The 16,962-nt window shown below is 70.6% G+C and carries 13 protein-coding genes and 1 tRNA gene; 4 read left to right on the forward strand and 10 right to left on the reverse strand.

Annotated features, from left to right (window positions below; all coding sequences use genetic code 11):
* Positions 1–71: 71 nt before the first annotated feature.
* Together ACFYUZ_RS03610 and pyk are read left to right on the forward strand one after the other, a co-directional pair.
* A complete protein-coding gene (locus ACFYUZ_RS03610) occupies positions 72–746 on the forward strand; it encodes an SIMPL domain-containing protein (protein WP_389305928.1) in 675 nt (224 codons plus the stop codon).
* Between the two features lie 146 nt (positions 747–892).
* On the forward strand, positions 893–2,320 hold the full coding sequence (gene pyk / locus ACFYUZ_RS03615; protein WP_389305930.1) for a pyruvate kinase: 1,428 nt from the start codon (positions 893–895) through the stop codon (positions 2,318–2,320).
* A 64-nt stretch (positions 2,321–2,384) separates the two neighbouring features.
* On the opposite strand, the gene ACFYUZ_RS03620 is transcribed toward pyk, so the two are convergent.
* A tRNA-Leu gene (locus ACFYUZ_RS03620) sits at positions 2,385–2,457 on the reverse strand.
* 115 nt (positions 2,458–2,572) lie between these two features.
* Between ACFYUZ_RS03620 and ACFYUZ_RS03625 the strand changes: the two genes are divergently transcribed.
* Entirely contained in the window at positions 2,573–3,226 is a 654-nt protein-coding gene (locus ACFYUZ_RS03625) for a response regulator (protein WP_356905489.1), read from the forward strand.
* A 70-nt stretch (positions 3,227–3,296) separates the two neighbouring features.
* On the opposite strand, the gene ACFYUZ_RS03630 is transcribed toward ACFYUZ_RS03625, so the two are convergent.
* From ACFYUZ_RS03630 to ACFYUZ_RS03670, 9 genes are all read right to left on the reverse strand, one after another.
* Positions 3,297–4,013: an ABC transporter ATP-binding protein gene (locus tag ACFYUZ_RS03630; protein ID WP_389305932.1), complete on the reverse strand. Its 717-nt coding sequence runs from the start codon at positions 4,011–4,013 to the stop codon at positions 3,297–3,299.
* Complete coding sequence (locus ACFYUZ_RS03635; RefSeq protein WP_389305934.1) at positions 4,010–5,098, reverse strand: ABC transporter ATP-binding protein; 1,089 nt, start codon at positions 5,096–5,098, stop codon at positions 4,010–4,012. The genes ACFYUZ_RS03630 and ACFYUZ_RS03635 overlap by 4 nt, the downstream gene beginning before the upstream one ends.
* Positions 5,099–5,103: 5 nt before the next feature.
* Positions 5,104–6,849 carry a branched-chain amino acid ABC transporter permease gene (locus ACFYUZ_RS03640; RefSeq protein WP_389306269.1) on the reverse strand — a complete coding sequence of 582 codons (1,746 nt, stop codon included), beginning with the start codon at positions 6,847–6,849 and terminating at the stop codon, positions 5,104–5,106.
* Positions 6,850–6,854: 5 nt separating this feature from the next.
* A complete protein-coding gene (locus tag ACFYUZ_RS03645; protein WP_389305936.1) occupies positions 6,855–7,787 on the reverse strand; it encodes a branched-chain amino acid ABC transporter permease in 933 nt (310 codons plus the stop codon).
* 125 nt (positions 7,788–7,912) lie between these two features.
* On the reverse strand, positions 7,913–9,154 hold the full coding sequence (locus tag ACFYUZ_RS03650; protein WP_389305937.1) for a branched-chain amino acid ABC transporter substrate-binding protein: 1,242 nt from the start codon (positions 9,152–9,154) through the stop codon (positions 7,913–7,915).
* A 458-nt stretch (positions 9,155–9,612) separates the two neighbouring features.
* Positions 9,613–10,083 carry a hypothetical protein gene (locus tag ACFYUZ_RS03655; protein ID WP_389305939.1) on the reverse strand — a complete coding sequence of 157 codons (471 nt, stop codon included), beginning with the start codon at positions 10,081–10,083 and terminating at the stop codon, positions 9,613–9,615.
* Positions 10,080–10,964 carry a trypsin-like serine protease gene (locus tag ACFYUZ_RS03660; RefSeq protein WP_389305941.1) on the reverse strand — a complete coding sequence of 295 codons (885 nt, stop codon included), beginning with the start codon at positions 10,962–10,964 and terminating at the stop codon, positions 10,080–10,082. Before ACFYUZ_RS03660 ends, ACFYUZ_RS03655 begins: the two co-directional genes overlap by 4 nt.
* Before the next feature lie 169 nt (positions 10,965–11,133).
* Positions 11,134–11,628: a PaaI family thioesterase gene (locus tag ACFYUZ_RS03665; RefSeq protein WP_389305943.1), complete on the reverse strand. Its 495-nt coding sequence runs from the start codon at positions 11,626–11,628 to the stop codon at positions 11,134–11,136.
* Between the two features lie 72 nt (positions 11,629–11,700).
* A complete protein-coding gene (locus tag ACFYUZ_RS03670) occupies positions 11,701–13,983 on the reverse strand; it encodes an FdhF/YdeP family oxidoreductase (protein ID WP_389305945.1) in 2,283 nt (760 codons plus the stop codon).
* Positions 13,984–14,105: 122 nt separating this feature from the next.
* Between ACFYUZ_RS03670 and polA the strand changes: the two genes are divergently transcribed.
* A complete protein-coding gene (polA, locus tag ACFYUZ_RS03675; protein ID WP_389305947.1) occupies positions 14,106–16,817 on the forward strand; it encodes a DNA polymerase I in 2,712 nt (903 codons plus the stop codon).
* The last annotated feature ends 145 nt before the right edge of the window (positions 16,818–16,962 follow it).

Below are 16,962 nucleotides of genomic sequence, written 5' to 3' on the forward strand. Positions count from 1 at the left end.
CGCGTAGATTCTGGCTCAGACCGCACTGTCGCAACAGACCTTTCGGGTTACGGAGTGGGAAAGTGTTCGGCATGACACACCCGCACCCCACCCCCGAGGCACCCCAGGTGACGGTCCGTGGCGAGGGCCGCCTGGAGGTGGAGCCGGAGCTGGCGCGGATCGGTGTGACGGTACGCGCCGGGGGCACCGACCGGGCCTCGGTGCTCGCCGCCCTGACGGGCCGTAACGCCGAGGCGATCGCCCTCCTCAAGTCGTACGGCGAGGCCGTCGCCGCGCTGGAGACGGGCGCCCTGTCCGTCACCCCCGAGCAGGCCCGGCACGGCCGCGGCGAGCGGGTGCGCGGCTACCGGGGTTGGGTGCACCTGTCGGCCGAGCTGACCGATTTCACCGCCCTCGGCGAGCTCGTCACGCACCTCGCCGACCTGGAGTGGACCCGGGTGGACGGCCCCTGGTGGTCGCTGCGGCCGGACTCCCCGGCGCACGCGGAGGCGCGCCGGCGGGCCGTGCGGGACGCGGTGCGCCGGGCGCGCGAGTACGCGGAGGCGCTCGGCGCCTCCCTGGTGGCCCTCCTCGAACTCTCCGACACCGGACTCGCCCCGGGGATGCCGGCTCCGGCCGGCGGGATGCGCATGGCCTTCGCCGCCGAGGCGGTGGAGGCGCCCGCTCCGCTGGAGCTCGAACCCCAGCGGCAGACGGTCACCGCGGAGGTCGCGGCGCGGTTCACGATGGAGCCGCCCGCACTCTGAGACGAACGGTTTTCCGGTCCGTGAACCGCTCATCGGAGCAACCCGCCGCACAGATTCAAGACTTGTCAACAACCTTTCACGGAAAGGTTGTTGAGTAGTCATGCCGGGCGCCTTCGCTACCCGCTGGTAAGCCCTAGGCTCGCCTTATGCGCCGAGCGAAAATCGTTTGTACCCTTGGGCCCGCCACCGAAACATACGACCAGATCAAGGCGTTGATCGAGGCCGGAATGGACGTGGCCCGCTTCAATCTCAGTCACGGCGGCTACGCCGACCACGAGAAGCGCTACCAGCACGTTCGTGAGGCCTCCGACGAGACCGGCCGCAGCGTCGGCGTCCTCGCCGACCTTCAAGGCCCGAAGATCCGTCTCGGCCGCTTCCGCGAAGGCCCCGTACTCCTTGAACGCGGCGACGAGTTCACCATCACCGTCGAGCCGGTGGAGGGCGACCGCCACAGCTGCGGAACGACCTACTCCGGCCTCGCCGGGGACGTGACCGCGGGCGAGCGCATCCTCGTCGACGACGGCCGCGTCACCCTGGAGGTCACCTCCGTCGACGGTCCCCGCGTGCACACCCGTGTGATCGAGGGCGGCATGGTCTCCGACCACAAGGGCCTCAACCTGCCCGGTGTCGCCGTCTCGGTCCCGGCCCTCTCCGAGAAGGACATCGAGGACCTGCGCTGGGCGCTGCGCACCGGCGCCGACGTCATCGCCCTCTCCTTCGTGCGCAGCGCCCGGGACATCGAGGACGTGCACCGGATCATGGACGAGGAGGGCCGCCGGGTCCCCGTCATCGCCAAGATCGAGAAGCCGCAGGCCGTCGAGAACATCGAGGAGATCGTCGCCGCCTTCGACGGCATCATGGTCGCCCGCGGCGACCTGGGCGTGGAGATGCCGCTCGAGCAGGTGCCGATCGTCCAGAAGCGCGCGGTGAAGCTGGCCAAGCGCAACGCCAAGCCGGTCATCGTCGCCACCCAGATGCTCGACTCGATGATCGACAACTCCCGCCCCACGCGCGCCGAGGCGAGCGACGTGGCGAACGCGGTCATCGACGGCACCGACGCCGTGATGCTCTCCGGCGAGACCAGCGTCGGCCGCTACCCGATCGAGACGGTCCGCACCATGAGCCGGATCGTCGAGGCGGCGGAGGAGGACGTCCTCGCCAAGGGCCTGCCCCCGCTGACCGAGCGGAACAAGCCCCGCACCCAGGGCGGTGCCGTGGCCCGCGCGGCCGCCGAGATGGGTGACTTCCTGGGCGCCAAGTTCCTCGTGGCCTTCACCCAGTCCGGCGACACGGTCAAGCGGCTCTCCCGCTACCGCTCGCCGATCCCGCTGCTCGCCTTCACCCCGGACCCGGCGACCCGCTCCCAGCTCAACCTCACCTGGGGCGTCGAGACCTTCCTCGGGCCGTCCGTGGACTCCACGGACGCGATGGTGGCCCAGGTCGACGAGGAGCTGCTGCGGATCGGCCGCTGTCGGCCGGGCGACATCGTGGTCATCACGGCCGGCTCCCCGCCGGGCGTCGCGGGCTCCACGAACCTGGTCCGGGTGCATCACATCGGTGAGCCGCTGACCTAGGGGGCGTCGAAGGGGCGGACCTTGATCACCCTGTTCGTCTCAAACCTTGGAATCAAAGGTAAAGTGCCCCGGGTGGGATTCGAACCCACGCTGTATGGTGTTTGAGACCACTGCCTCTTCCGCTGGGCTACCGGGGCATCCTTCGAAATGAAGGTCGGTGATCACCCGCCGTGTCCCTACCTTACAGGAGGTAGGTAGGCTCATGGGGAGCTGTATCCGCCTCGGAACGAGGCCATCGAACGAGGAGCCCGCGTGACCGCCCCCGAGTCGCCCCAGCCCGCCGACGACGCCGAGCCGTCGCACGTTCCGCCGCTGACGACCCGCGTCGTCATCGCCGAGGACGAGGCCCTCATCCGTCTCGACCTCAAAGAGATGCTGGAGGAAGAGGGCTACACGGTCGTCGGCGAGGCCGGGGACGGTGCCACGGCCGTCGAACTCGCCCGTGAGCACCGCCCCGACCTCGTCATCCTCGACGTGAAGATGCCCGTCCTCGACGGCATCTCCGCCGCCGAGAAGATCGCCGGCGAGTCCATCGCCCCGGTCCTCATGCTCACCGCCTTCTCGCAGCGCGAGCTCGTCGAGCGGGCCCGGGACGCCGGGGCCATGGCGTACCTGGTGAAGCCCTTCAGCAAGAGCGACGTGGTGCCGGCCATCGAGATGGCCGTCTCCCGCTTCGCCGAGCTCCGCGCCCTGGAGCAGGAGGTCGCCGACCTCTCCCAGCGACTGGAGACCCGCAAGCTCGTCGACCGCGCCAAGTCGATCCTGCAGACCCAGTACGGCCTGACGGAGCCGGCCGCGTTCCGCTGGATCCAGAAGACCTCGATGGACCGCCGCATGTCGATGCAGCAGGTCGCCGAGGCCGTCATCGAGGACGCCGAGGAGAAGAAGGCGGCCAAGGGCCAGTAGCCCCGTCGCACACAGGAGGAGGCCCGCCCCGCGCGATGCGGGGCGGGCCTCCTCGTACGGCGGGTGCCGCCTACTCCTCGCCGAGGTACGTCTTGCGGACGTCGTCGTTCACGAGCAGGTCCCGGCCGGTGCCGGACAGCTTCATCGTGCCGACCTCCAGGACGTAACCGTGGTCCGCGAGGGAGAGCGCGGCCTGCGCGTTCTGCTCGATGAGCAGGATCGTCATGCCCTCGGACTTCAGCGTCGCGATGGTCTCCATGATCTTCTGCATCATGATCGGGGAGAGACCCATCGAGGGTTCGTCCAGCATCAGCAGCTTGGGCCGGGACATCAGCGCCCTGCCCATCGCCAGCATCTGCTGCTCACCGCCGGAGAGGGTGCCCGCCGCCTGCTTGCGGCGCTCGCCCAGGATCGGGAAGAGGTCGTAGGACTTCTGGATGTCCTGGTCGATCCCGTCCTTGTCCTTGCGGAGGAAGGCGCCGAGCTGGAGGTTCTCCTCGATGGTGAGCCGGGGGAAGATGTGCCGGCCCTCGGGGGAGTGCGCCAGGCCCAGCGAGACCACCTTGTGGGCCGGGATGCCGTTGAGCACCTGGCCGTCGAAGACGATCTTGCCCGAGGTGGGCTTGAGCAGGCCGGAGAGGGTCCGCAGGGTCGTGGTCTTGCCGGCGCCGTTGGTGCCGATCAGGGCGACGACCTGGCCCGCCTCGACGGAGAAGGAGATGCCCTTGACGGCCTCGATCTTGCCGTAGGCGACCCTGAGGTCCTCGACCTCCAGAAGCGCGGTCACTTGGAGTCTCCTTCGGTGGTGCTGTCCGCGTCGGCGGCCGGAGCCCCGTCGGCGGGGGTGTCGTCGGCGGGAGCCTCGTCGGCCTCGGCCTCGGGGGTCTCCTCGGCGGCGTCGGCCTCCTCGGCGGACGCCTCGGAAGCCTCCTCGGCGGACGCCTCGGAAGCCTCGTCGGCGGACGCCTCGGAAGTCTCCTCGGCGGTCTCCGCCTCGGTCTCGGCGGCCTGCTCCGCGGCCTCCTCCGCGGCCTGTACCTCGGCCGCCTCCTCCGCGCCGGGCGCGTCCTCGTACGGCGTGCCCAGGTACGCGGCCACGACGCGCTCGTCGGCCTGGACGACCTCGGCCGTGCCCTCGACGAGCTTCTCGCCCTGGACGAGGACGGCCACCCGGTCGCACAGCTTGAAGATGAACTTCATGTCGTGCTCGATGACCAGGACCGCGATGCCGAGGTCGCGGATCGCGAAGACCAGCTCCTCGGTGGTGCGGGTCTCGCTCTGGTTCATGCCGGCCGTCGGCTCGTCGAGCAGCAGCAGACCGGGGTCGCTGGCGAGCGCGCGGGCGATCTCCAGCTTGCGCTGCTCGCCGTACGGCAGGTTGCGCGCCAGGTGCTCCGCCTTGTTCGCCAGGCCCACGAACTCCAGGAGTTCCATGGCCCGCTCGCGCGAGGCGGCCTCCGCCCTCTTGAAGCCGGGGCCGCGCAGCAGCGCCGACCACAGGCCCTCCTTGGTCCGGGTGTGCCGTCCGACGAGGACGTTCTCCAGGACCGTCATGTTGGAGAAGAGGCGGATGTTCTGGAAGGTACGGGCGATGCCGGCCTGGGTCACCAGGTGCGGCTTCGGCGGCAGGACCGTCCCCTTGTAGCTGACCTGGCCCTCCGTCGGGACGTACAGACCGGTCAGGCAGTTGAAGAAGGTGGTCTTGCCGGCGCCGTTCGGGCCGATCAGGCCGACGATCTCGCCCTCGCGGACGGTCAGGTCGACCCCGCGCACGGCGGTCAGACCGCCGAAGCGCATGGTCACGCCGCTCGCGTCCAGGACGGTGGCGGCCGTCTTCGTACCGGCGACGGTGTCGGTGGTGGTGGTCGTCATGGCTCTCACGCCCCTGCCTTCGCCGTGCCGACGCCCGCGTCCTCGGACTGCCGCTGCTCCGGCACGACCTGCTGGTCGTCGTCGTTCTCGTGGAATTCCAGCTGCGCCCGCTTGTTGGCGATGAGGCCCTCGGGACGGAAGCGCATGAGCAGGATCAGGGCGATGCCGAAGCCGAGCAGCTGGTAGTCCTGGAGGAACGACAGCTTGGCCGGGATCAGGAAGAGCAGCGCGGAGCCGACGATGGGACCGGAGATGGTGCCCATGCCGCCGAGGATGACGGCCGCGAGGAGGAACGCGGAGTTCGGCGGGACGGGACCCGCGAAGACGTAGTTCTCCGGGACCACCGTGGTGTTGACGTGCGCCTGCACCGTGCCGGCGAGGCCGGCCAGGGCCGCGCCGAGGGCGAAGGCGACCAGCTTGACCCGGAAGCCGTTGATGCCCATCGCGGTGGCGGCGGTCTCGTCCTCGCGGATGGCGACCCAGGCGCGGCCGATGCGGCTGTTGCCGGCGCGGGAGAAGACGACCACGACCAGCGCCATGACGAGGATCATGAGCAGGTAGTAGTTGGCGTAGGCGCCGAGCTCGATGCCGAGGACGGTGTGCGACTCGCCGAAGTTGTACCCGAAGAACTCCAGTTGCGGGATGTTCGGGATGCCGTTCGGGCCGTTGGTGATCTGCGGGCCCGAGGTGCCGTCGAGGTTGCCCATGGCGATGCGGAAGATCTCACCGAAGCCGAGGGTCACGATGGCGAGGTAGTCGCCGCGCAGGCGGAGGGTCGGTGCGCCGATGACGACGCCGAAGACCAGCGAGGCCGCCATGCCGGTCAGCGCCGCCGCCCAGAAGGGGAACTGGACGCCGAAGGCGGAGGAGGTGGCGCCGGAGACCAGGGCCGCGGTGTACGCGCCGACGCCGAGGAAGGCGACGTAACCGAGGTCGAGCAGACCGGCGAGGCCGACGACGATGTTCAGGCCGAGGGCGACGGTCGCGAAGATCAGGATGTTGACCGCGATCAGCGTGTACGTGTCGCCGCTCTGCTGGAGGAACGGGAAGGCGATCGCCATGACGATGGCGGCCGTGACCGTCACCTGCCGGTTCCGCGCGGTGATCGCGGAGAGCCGCCGGGTCAGCCCGGACTTGACCAGCGCGGTGGCGGAGAAGCCGACCAGGATCAGGTACGCGATGAAGAGCTGCGGCTCGGAGTCGTCGGTGTCGATGCCGAAGGTGACGACGTACAGGCCGAGGGCGAAGACCGCGACGATGATCAGGATCTCGGCCCAGGAGGGCAGCTGCTTGGCCGGGGCGGCCTTGCGGGTGTCGTCGGGCAGCAGGTACGCGGCGACGGCGGGGACGGCCGAGGCGAGGACGGCGATGCCGGCGCCGGGCTCCAGGTCCACCAGGGCGCCCAGCTCCACGATGATCGAGACCGCGGTGAAGAGGGTGGTCGCGAAGGTGCCGAGGGCGAGGATCCAGACGGCCTTGCGGCCGCCGGTCGGCGTCAGCCAGCCGAGGCCCTTCACGCCGGCGGCGGAGAGGGCGTGCAGTCCGGTGAGGACCGCGCCGACCAGCGTGAGGAGCTGGAGCGGGGCGGGGTTGCCGTAGATCGTGAGGTTGCCGGGGAATTCGGTGGTCCACGTCCAGGCGAGGAAGGCGCTCACGACGGTGGCGAGGCTGCCGGCGACGACCGTCCAGAGCAGGGCCGCGGGCGTGGCCGGGGCCTTGGAGACGGTCTGGTCGAGGGTGGTGTCGGTCATGGTGCTCACGCCCTGTCCGCGACGCGCTCGCCCAGCAGGCCCTGGGGCCGTACGAGGAGCACGAGGATGAGGAGGACGAAGGCCCACACGTTGGACCAGGCACCGCCGCCGAGCTGCTGCATGCCGGGGATGTCCTCGATGTAGGCGATCGAGAGGGACTCGGCGATGCCGAGGACGACGCCGCCGACCATGGCGCCGTAGATGTTGCCGATGCCGCCGAGGACGGCCGCGGTGAAGGCCTTGAGGCCGAGGATGAAGCCCATCTCGAAGTTGATCTGGCCCTTGTCGACGCCGTACGCGACGGCGGCGACGGCGGCGAACGCGGCACCGATGGCGAAGGCCATGACGATGATGCGGTCCGTGTTGATGCCCATCAGCTTCGCGGTGTCCGGGTCCTGCGCGGTGGCCTGCATGGCGCGGCCGCTGCGGCTCTTGGAGACGAAGAGGCCGAGGGCGAGCATGCACAGCGGGGCGAGGACGAGCACGAAGGCGTCGGCGCGCTGGATCGAGAGGCTCTCGGTGATCTGGAAGGCGTCACCCTTGAACTCGGGGAAGCTGACGGCCTTCTTGGCGTCCGGGTAGAACTGCCACACCACCTGCTGGAGCGCGATGGACAGGCCGATCGCCGTGATGAGCGGGGCCAGTCGGGGCGCGTTGCGCAGCGGACGGTAGGCGAACCGCTCGGCGGCGGTGGCGACGGCCACGGAGGCTATCGCGCCACCGACGATCATGAGCGGTATCGCCACCAGCAGGGACGTTCCGCTCGGCAGAGCGGTGTAGGTGGTGAGGGCACCGAAGCCCCCGATCATGAAGATCTCGCCGTGGGCGAAGTTGATGAGCTGGACGATGCCGTAGACCATGGTGTACCCGATGGCGATGAGGCCATAGAGGGCACCGAGGGCCAGGCCGTTGGCCAGCTGTTGCGGCAGTTCGTGCACCGCAGGCCTCCGATGAGCTTGTCGGATAAGACTCCGCGCGAGGGCGCTGTTTGCGCCCTCGCGCGGGTTGGTTCAGGTGGAGCGGGCTCCCTCGCGGGTGCCGGTGACGCGGGTGGTGCCGGTGATTACTGGTTGAAGGTGTCGCTCTTGACGTCGACCCACTTGCCGCCCTCGACCTTGTAGACCGTGAGCTGCTTGTTGGTGGTGTCGCCGAACTCGTCGAAGGAGACCTTGCCGGTCACACCGTCGAAGGAGACCTTGCCCAGGGCCTCGGTGACCTTGGCGCGGGCGTCGGACGGGAGCTTGCCGTTGTTGGCGGCGACGACGGCCTTCACGGCCTGGATGACGGCCCAGCCGGCGTCGTAGGAGTAGCCGCCGTAGGCCGCGTACGGGTCCTTGTAGCCGCCCGCGTTGTAGTCCGCGATGAACTTCTTGGCGGTGGGGAGCTTCTCGACCGGGTAGCCGATCGAGGTGGCGAGGTCACCGTCGTTGGCCTCGGCGGAGGCGCTGATGAAGGCCGGGTCGTAGATGCCGTCGCCGCCCATGACGGGGATCTTGGCGCCGGTCTTCTTGATCTGGTCGGAGAGCAGACCGCCCTCGGGGTACTGGCCGCCGAAGTAGACGGAGTCGGCGCCGGAGGACTTGACCTTGTCGGCGGTGGAGGAGAAGTCGGTCTCCTTCACGGTGACGTGGTCGGTGCCGACGACGGTGCCGCCGAGGCGCTTGAACTCGTCGGAGAAGATCGCGGCGAGGCCGGCGCCGTAGGTCTGCTTGTCGTCGACGACGAAGACCTTCTTCTTGCCGGCGTCCTTGAAGAGGTACTGGGCGGCGAACTTGCCCTGGACCACGTCGGTGGCGGCGGTGCGGAAGTAGGTCTTGAAGGGGCGCTTGAACTCGCCCTTGCCCCAGTTGTCGCCCTGGCTGAGCGCCGGGTTGGTGTTGGCCGGGGAGACCTGGGCCAGGTTGGCGGAGGCGAAGACGCCCTGCATCTGCTGGGAGACGCCGGAGTTCAGCGGGCCGACGACGCCGAGGACGTCCTTGTTGCCGACGAGCTTGGTGGCGTTGGCCTGGCCGGAGGCCGGGACGGCCTGGTCGTCGAACGCCTCGATCTTGAAGGTGACGCCCGGGACTTCCTTGTTCTTGTTGGCGGTCTGGACCGCCAGGTCCACGGAGTTCTTGATGCCCTGGCCGAGCGCCGAGAGGGAGCCGGTCAGCGGGGCGTCGACGCCGATGACGACGGTGACGTTGTCTCCACCGCTCGCGTTGTTGTCGCTGCCGCCCTTGTCGTCACGCGAACCGCATGCGGTGAGAGTGAGCGCTCCCGTGGTGAGCACGCTGGTGAGGATGAGCAAAGAACGGTGTCGCACGAAGAATCCTTTCCCTGGCGCGGCCCCCTCAAGCTGAGGCGGTGCCGTGAAGCTGTGTAGCTAGAGGTGCCGTTTTCGATGCCGGGCCGTACTGGGTCGAGCAGGGCCGTGCAGTGGAAGCGCCCGGCGGCGCGGTGACTGGCCGTGACTCTAGGCGCAGGTGGGGAACGGCGGGGAGCGCCCAGGTCAGGATGTGACTGTCTTGTTATGCCGACGGGCGGAGATGGTGTGCATGCGGGGTGCAAACCCGGGCACAGCGGTCTGTAGCGCGGTGTTCACATGGTGAGAACCCCCAGTTCCGCTAAGGGGCTTGAGTGGATCACGGTCCTGACGGGCCGCCCGTGAGGGTCTCCGGATATCGGACACCCGCTCATTCGCCAGCGGACGGAGAGGAGGTCGGGTGTCGACCCGGCCATTCCGCTCCCGAATGGCGTGAAAGTCACGCAGTGTCACGACGATCATGGCCGGGACCATTCGCCGGGGGAGGCCCCGGGAGTCCCGGAAGGCGTCGGAGCGGTGGCCCACTCCTCCGGCGGGCGCCAGTTCTCCGAGCTCCCCGTCGCCCCCTTCGCCGCCTCGCAGCGCCGCCGCGCCTCCCGGTCCGCCAGCACCTCGGCGGCCTTCCGGCCCGCCCGCCGCTCCTCGGCCCGGGCCGCCGTGAGCACCTCGTCGTGGATCTCGTACTGCTCGTTGGAGAGCCCCTTCTGCTCCCAGTCGAGCCCCGCCCACGTCGACCCCCTGAGCGCCTCTTTCACCCAGTACGAGACCAGGTTCGCGCAGACGTCGGCGGGGGTGCTGGTCCGGGGCGCGGGCGACGGCGCGGGGTGCGGGTCCGGAGCCCGTCCGCAGCCGGCGGACAGGGCCAGCGCGCACCCGGCCAGGGCCGCCGCGAGGGCGGCCCCGGCCGGCCGAACGCGAGCGAGCGTCACGGGAGTTGGACGTACGGCTTCAGGAAGTCGCGCGCGCCGGGCGTGTCCAGGCGGTACGTGACGTTCGTGGCGTAACAGGGAGTGTCGCCGGTGATCGTGGTGGCGACGAGCGTCCTCTTCCCGTTCAGCGTCGCGAAGTTGGGGCCGCCCGAATCGCCGTAGCAGGCACCGCCGTTGCCCTGGGGCGCGGTCATGGCGAGCCGGACCCAGGCGTCGTTGAGGGCGTCGAAGGAGACCGGCGCCTTCATGCGGACCCCGCCGCCCGGGTGGGTCTGGCCGCCCGGCCCGCGCTCCGCCTCCTGCGTGCCGTACCCGGCCACGAGGAACGCCGTGGAGTTCAGTCCCCGCGGGCCGAGCGCGGCCAGGGCGCCCGCCTTCGGCAGCGACGCCGGCGTGAAGGACCAGCGGGCCTCCACCGCCTTCGCCGGCAGTTCGATCACCGAGATGTCATGGGTGTCGGAGGCCGGGCCGGGGTAGGCGGGGTGGCTGTGCGCGGTCCCCTCGACGGCCACGCTCCGTGCAACGGCGGCGGGGTCGCCCGGGTGCTCGGAGACCGCCCGGTCGAGTCCGGCCTGCACGTCCTGGTCGAGCGAGACGTAGAAACGCACGTTCTCCGGCCAGTCCGTCGTGCAGTGGGCGGCCGTGAGGAAGGTGTCCGCGTCGATCATGGTGCCGGAGCAGACCCAGTCGACCCGGTCCGGCGTCGCCGGGTCACCGTCGTCGTCCCAGGTCGCCACGAGCGCGCCGACCTCGGTGCGCTCGGGGGCGGGGGCCGCGTTGTACGAGTTGATCGCCGAGGACGGGATCGCGGTGGCGATCACGGCGGCGCAGGCGGCGGCGGTGACGGCGGTCAGTGCGGTGGTGGTGCGTACGGCTGTCACGAAGAACCCCTCGATGGGTGAATGGATCAGGTGTTCTCCTGTGGGGGAGGCCGCCAGTGAAGCGGCTGCCCCCGCCGCGCGACAAGAGGGCGGTGTGACGAAGGGGACGGAGCGCCGTGCGCCCCGTCCCCTTCGTCCTCTTCGCCGTGACGGCCCGCGAGGGGCTCCGTTACGCCCGACCCGCCGACGGCAGGTTGTCCGCGTCCTGCGGGTTGATCTCGCGCAGCAGGCAGGTCAGCCGCGCCGAGCAGACCCGCTTGTCCTGCTCGTCCGTGATCACGATCTCGTACGTGGCGGTCGACCGGCCGCGGTGGACCGGGGTCGCCACGCCGGTCACCAGACCGCTGCGCGCCCCCCGGTGGTGGGTGCAGTTGAGGTCGACGCCGACGGCGATCTTCGAGGCCCCGCCGTGCAGCATCGAGCCGATGGAGCCCAGCGTCTCGGCGAGCACCGCCGACGCGCCGCCGTGCAGCAGTCCGTACGGCTGGGTGTTGCCCTCGACCGGCATGGTGCCGACGACCTTCTCGGCCGAGGCCTCCACGATCTGGACGCCCATCCGGTTCCCGAGGTGCCCGGCCGAGAAGAGCGCCGGGAGGTCGACGCCCAGCGCCGCGTACTCGTCGATGACCTCCTGCGGGAACTTCACGTGCTGCTGCTCACCCATGGGCCCGGCTCCGTTCGTCTTCGTACGGCTGCTGATCTGTGTGGTCCGCCTGCTGCGAGCCTGAGCAAACGCTTAGGCGGACTGTGATTGTTCCAGACGCACGATCACGGACTTGCTGGCGGGGGTGTTGCTGACGTCCGCCGTCGACTCCAGGGGGACCAGCACGTTCGTCTCCGGGTAGTAGGCGGCCGCGCACCCCCGGGACGTCGGGTAGTGCACCACCCGGAAGCCGGGCGCCCGCCGCTCCGTGCCGTCCGTCCACTCGCTCACCAGATCCGTGTACGCCCCGTCCGCGAGACCGAACGCCGCCGCGTCCTCGGGGTGCACGAGGACCACCCGGCGGCCGTTCCTGATCCCCCGGTAGCGGTCGTCCAGGCCGTAGATCGTGGTGTTGTACTGGTCGTGCGAGCGCAGCGTCTGCAGCAGCAGCCGGCCCTCGGGCACCCTCGGGTACTCGACGGGGGCGGCCGTGAAGTTCGCCCTGCCGGTCTTCGTGGGGAAGCGGCGCTCGTCGCGCGGGCCGTGCGGCAGCGCGAAACCGCCCGGGTTCGCCGCGAGCCGCGCGTTGAAGTCCTCGAAACCGGGCACCACGCGCGCGATGCGGTCCCGGATCCTGGCGTAGTCCGCCTCGAACTCCTCCCAGGGCGTGGCGGATCCGTCGCCGAGCACGGCCCGGGCCATCCGCACCACGATCGCCGGCTCGGACAGCAGGTGCGGGCTCGCCGGCGGCAGGTTGCCCCGGGAGGCGTGCACCAGGCTCATCGAGTCCTCGACCGTCACGAACTGCCGGCCGCTCTTCTGCGTGTCCCTGTCGGTGCGGCCGAGCGTCGGCAGGATCAGCGCGCGCGTGCCCGTCACCGCGTGCGAGCGGTTCAGCTTCGTCGAGACGTGCACGGTCAGGCGCGCGTTCCGCATCGCCGCCTCCGTCACCTCCGTGTCGGGCGTCGCCCCCACGAAGTTGCCGCCCATCGCGAAGAACACCTTCGCCTCGCCGTCGCGCAGCGCCTGGATCGAACGCACCACGTCGAAGCCGTGGTGACGCGGCGAGACGATCCCGAACTCCTTGTCCAGGGCGTCGAGGAAGGCCGGCGCGGGACGCTCGAAGATGCCCATCGTGCGGTCGCCCTGCACGTTCGAATGGCCGCGCACCGGGCAGACGCCCGCGCCCGGCCGGCCGATGTTCCCGCGCAGCAGCAGGAAGTTGACCACCTCGCGGATGGTCGGCACGGAGTGCTTGTGCTGGGTGAGGCCCATCGCCCAGCAGACGATCGTGCGCTCCGAGGCGAGGACCATCTCCAGGGCCCGCTCGATCTCGGGGCGCGTCAGCCCGGTCGCGGCGAGCGTCTCGTCCCAGTCGGCCGCCTTCGCCGCAGCCGCGAACTCCTCGTACCCGTGGGTGTGGTCCCGCACGAACTCCTCGTCGACCGCCCCGGCCGTCTCCAGGACCAGCTTGTTGAGCAGCCGGAAGAGGGCCTGGTCGCCGCCGATCCGGATCTGCAGGAAGAGGTCGGTGAGCGCCGCGCCCCTGAGCATGCCCTGCGGGGTCTGCGGGTTCTTGAAGCGCTCCAGGCCCGCCTCCGGCAGCGGGTTCACCGAGATGATCCGGGCGCCCGAGGCCTTCGCCCTCTCCAGAGCCGAGAGCATGCGCGGATGGTTCGTCCCCGGATTCTGCCCGGCCACGATGATCAGGTCCGCCCGGTGCAGGTCCTCCAGGGAGACGCTGCCCTTGCCGATGCCGATCGTCTCCGTCAGCGCCGAGCCCGAGGACTCGTGGCACATGTTGGAGCAGTCCGGCAGGTTGTTCGTGCCGAACTCGCGCGCGAACAGCTGGAGCAGGAACGCCGCCTCGTTGCTCGTCCGCCCCGAGGTGTAGAAGAGCGCCTCGTCCGGCGAGGACAGGGCCCGCAGCTCCTCCGCGATGATCGCGAAGGCCCGCTCCCACGACACCGGCTCGTACCGCTCGCCGCCCTCCGGCAGCAGCATCGGCTGCGTGATGCGGCCCTGCTGACCCAGCCAGTACCCGCTGCGGGTCGCCAGGTCCGCCACCGGGTGCGCGGCGAAGAACTCCGGCGTCACACGGCGCAGCGTCGCCTCCTCGGCGACCGCCTTCGCGCCGTTCTCGCAGAACTCCGCCACATGCCGCTTGTCACCCTCGGGCCAGGCGCAGCCGGGACAGTCGAAGCCGTCCTTCTGATTGACCTTGAGCAGGGTCCGCGCGGTCCGCCGCAGCCCCATCTGCTCCTGCGCGATCCGCAGCGTGTGCCCGATGGCGGGCAGGCCGGCGGCGGCGTGCTGCGGCGGCGTGACCTGCGGTGCGTCCTGGACCGGGTCACCGGCCGGCGGCTTGCTGACCATCGCGCTCTCCCTTGAGCGGTAATCCTCTGGCGTACGTCTCCGATCCTGTCACGCGGCACCGACAGCCCGGCACCCCGACCGCTGTGGACGGGATTGTCAGCGGGCCGTGGCAGGATCGTCCCGTGGCCGAGACAGCATCGAAGACCCCCGCAGACACCCGCCCCCGCCTGCTCCTCATGGACGGGCACTCGCTCGCGTACCGGGCGTTCTTCGCGCTGCCCGCGGAGAACTTCACCACCGCGACCGGACAGCCGACGAACGCGATCTACGGGTTCGCCTCGATGCTGGCGAACACGCTCCGCGACGAGGCGCCCACGCACTTCGCCGTCGCGTTCGACGTGTCCCGCAAGACCTGGCGGTCCGAGGAGTTCCCCGAGTACAAGGCGAACCGCTCGAAGACCCCCGACGAGTTCAAGGGCCAGGTCGAGCTGATCGGCGAACTCCTCGACGCGATGCACGCGCCGCGCTTCGCCGTCGACGGCTTCGAGGCCGACGACGTCATCGCCACCCTCGCCACCCAGGCCGAGGCCGAGGGCTTCGAGGTCCTCATCGTCACCGGCGACCGGGACTCCTTCCAGCTCGTCACCGACCACATCACCGTGCTCTACCCGACCAAGGGCGTCTCCGAGCTCACCCGCTTCACCCCGGAGAAGGTCCAGGAGAAGTACGGCCTGAGCCCCTCGCAGTACCCCGACTTCGCCGCCCTGCGCGGCGACCCGTCCGACAACCTCCCGGGCATCCCCGGCGTCGGCGAGAAGACCGCCGCCAAGTGGATCAACCAGTTCGGCTCCTTCGCCGAGCTCGTCGAGCGCGCCGAGGAGGTCAAGGGCAAGGCCGGCCAGAACTTCCGCGACCACCTGGAGGCGGTCAGGCTCAACCGCCGCCTGACCGAGATGGTCCGGGACGTCGAGCTGCCGAAGACCGTCACGGACCTCGCCCGCGAGCCGTACGACCGCGCGGCCGTCGCCCTCGTCCTCGACACCCTGGAGATCCGCAACCCCTCGCTGCGCGAGCGGCTCCTCGCCGTCGACCCGGGCGCCGCCGAAGAGGACGCGCCCGCCCCCGCCGCGGGCCTGGAGCTCGACTTCACCGTCCTCGGCACGGGCGAGCTCGCCCCCTGGCTCGCCGAGCACGCCGCCGAGCCCCTCGGCATCGCCACCGTCGACAGCTGGGCCCTCGGCACGGGGAACGTCAGCGAGGTCGCCCTCGCCGCCGCCGGGGGAGCCGCCGCCTGGTTCGACCCCAGCACGCTCGACGAGGCCGACGAGCAGGCCTGGGCCGCATGGATCTCCGACCCCGACCGGCCGAAGGTCATGCACAACGCCAAGGGCGCCATGCGGGTCTTCCCCGAGCACGGCTGGAGCATCGCCGGCGTCACCATGGACACCGCCCTCGCCGCCTACCTGGTCAAGCCCGGCCGGCGCTCCTTCGCCCTCGACGCCCTCACCGTCGAGTACCTCGGCCGCGAGCTCGCCCCGGCGGCCCCCGCCGACGGCCAGCTCGCCTTCGGCGCCGACGACACCGCCGAGGCCGAGGCCCTCATGAGCCAGGCGCGGGCCGTCCTCGACCTCGGCGCGGCCTTCGACGAGCGGCTCGCCGAGGTCGGCGCCCGCGAGCTCCTCCACGAGGTCGAGCTCCCCACCTCCGCCCTCCTCGCCCGCCTGGAGCGGCACGGCATCGCCGCCGACCGCGACCACCTGGAGGCCATGGAGCAGCAGTTCGCCGGCGCGGTCCAGCAGGCCGTCAAGGAGGCCCACGCCTCCGTCGGCCACGAGTTCAACCTCGGCTCGCCCAAGCAGCTCCAGGAGGTCTTCTTCGGCGAGCTCAACCTCCCGAAGACCAAGAAGACCAAGACCGGCTACACGACGGACGCCGACGCGCTCGCCTGGCTGGCCGGCCAGACCGAGCACGAACTGCCGGTGATCATGCTCCGCCACCGTGAGCAGGCGCGCCTGCGCTCCACGGTCGAGGGCCTGATCAAGACCGTCGCGGCGGACGGCCGCATCCACACCACCTTCAGCCAGACGGTCGCGGCGACCGGCCGCCTGTCCTCCACCGACCCCAACCTGCAGAACGTGCCGGTCCGCACGGACGAGGGCCGGGCCATCCGGCACGGCTTCGTCGTCGGCGAGGGCTTCGAGGCCCTCATGACCGCCGACTACAGCCAGATCGAGCTGCGCGTCATGGCCCACCTCTCCGAGGACGAGGGCCTCATCGAGGCCTTCACCTCCGGCGAGGACCTGCACACCACCGTCGCCTCCCAGGTCTTCGGCGTCGAGCGGTCCGCCGTCGACGCCGAGATGCGCCGCAAGATCAAGGCCATGTCGTACGGCCTGGCCTACGGCCTCTCCGCCTTCGGCCTCTCGCAGCAGCTGACCATCGACCCGGCCGAGGCCCGGATCCTGATGGAGACCTACTTCGAGCGCTTCGGCGGGGTGCGGGACTACCTGCGCCGCGTCGTCGACGAGGCCCGCGCCACCGGATACACCGAGACGATGCTGGGCCGCCGCCGCTACCTCCCGGACCTCAACAGCGACAACCGGCAGCGCCGCGAGGCCGCCGAGCGGATGGCGCTCAACGCCCCCATCCAGGGCACGGCCGCCGACATCGTCAAGGTCGCCATGCTGAACGTCGACCGGGCGCTCACCGAGGCGGGCCTCGCCTCCCGGATGCTCCTCCAGGTCCACGACGAAATCGTGCTCGAACTCGCCCCCGGCGAGCGCGAGCGGGTCGAGACCCTGGTCCGCGAGCAGATGTCGGCCGCCGCCGACCTCCGCGCCCCCCTGGACGTCTCGGTGGGCGTGGGCCAGAACTGGGACGCAGCAGCCCACTGACGACCGACGGGCACCGACTCCACCGAGCCGGTGCCCGCCCCCGCGCCCCCCGTTGTGGGCATGCGTTCCGCCGGGGCGGAACGGGTGGGCACAACGGAACGGCGCCCTTGCCGGCGCCAGAGGCTCCCGAGCCTGAACCCGCACC

The sequence above is a fragment of the Streptomyces sp. NPDC004266 genome, from assembly GCF_042874095.1.
Taxonomy (GTDB): Bacteria; Actinomycetota; Actinomycetes; order Streptomycetales; family Streptomycetaceae; genus Streptomyces.

What these genes read in the sequence shown, in the direction of transcription:
- ACFYUZ_RS03665 (WP_389305943.1), bottom strand. Translation starts at nt 11,628, where the DNA reads ATGGGTGAGCAGCAGCACGTGAAGTTCCCGCAGGAGGTCATCGACGAG.
- ACFYUZ_RS03610 (WP_389305928.1), top strand. Translation starts at nt 72, where the DNA reads ATGACACACCCGCACCCCACCCCCGAGGCACCCCAGGTGACGGTCCGT.
- pyk (WP_389305930.1), top strand. Translation starts at nt 893, where the DNA reads ATGCGCCGAGCGAAAATCGTTTGTACCCTTGGGCCCGCCACCGAAACA.
- ACFYUZ_RS03635 (WP_389305934.1), bottom strand. Translation starts at nt 5,098, where the DNA reads ATGACGACCACCACCACCGACACCGTCGCCGGTACGAAGACGGCCGCC.
- ACFYUZ_RS03670 (WP_389305945.1), bottom strand. Translation starts at nt 13,983, where the DNA reads ATGGTCAGCAAGCCGCCGGCCGGTGACCCGGTCCAGGACGCACCGCAG.
- ACFYUZ_RS03640 (WP_389306269.1), bottom strand. Translation starts at nt 6,849, where the DNA reads ATGACCGACACCACCCTCGACCAGACCGTCTCCAAGGCCCCGGCCACG.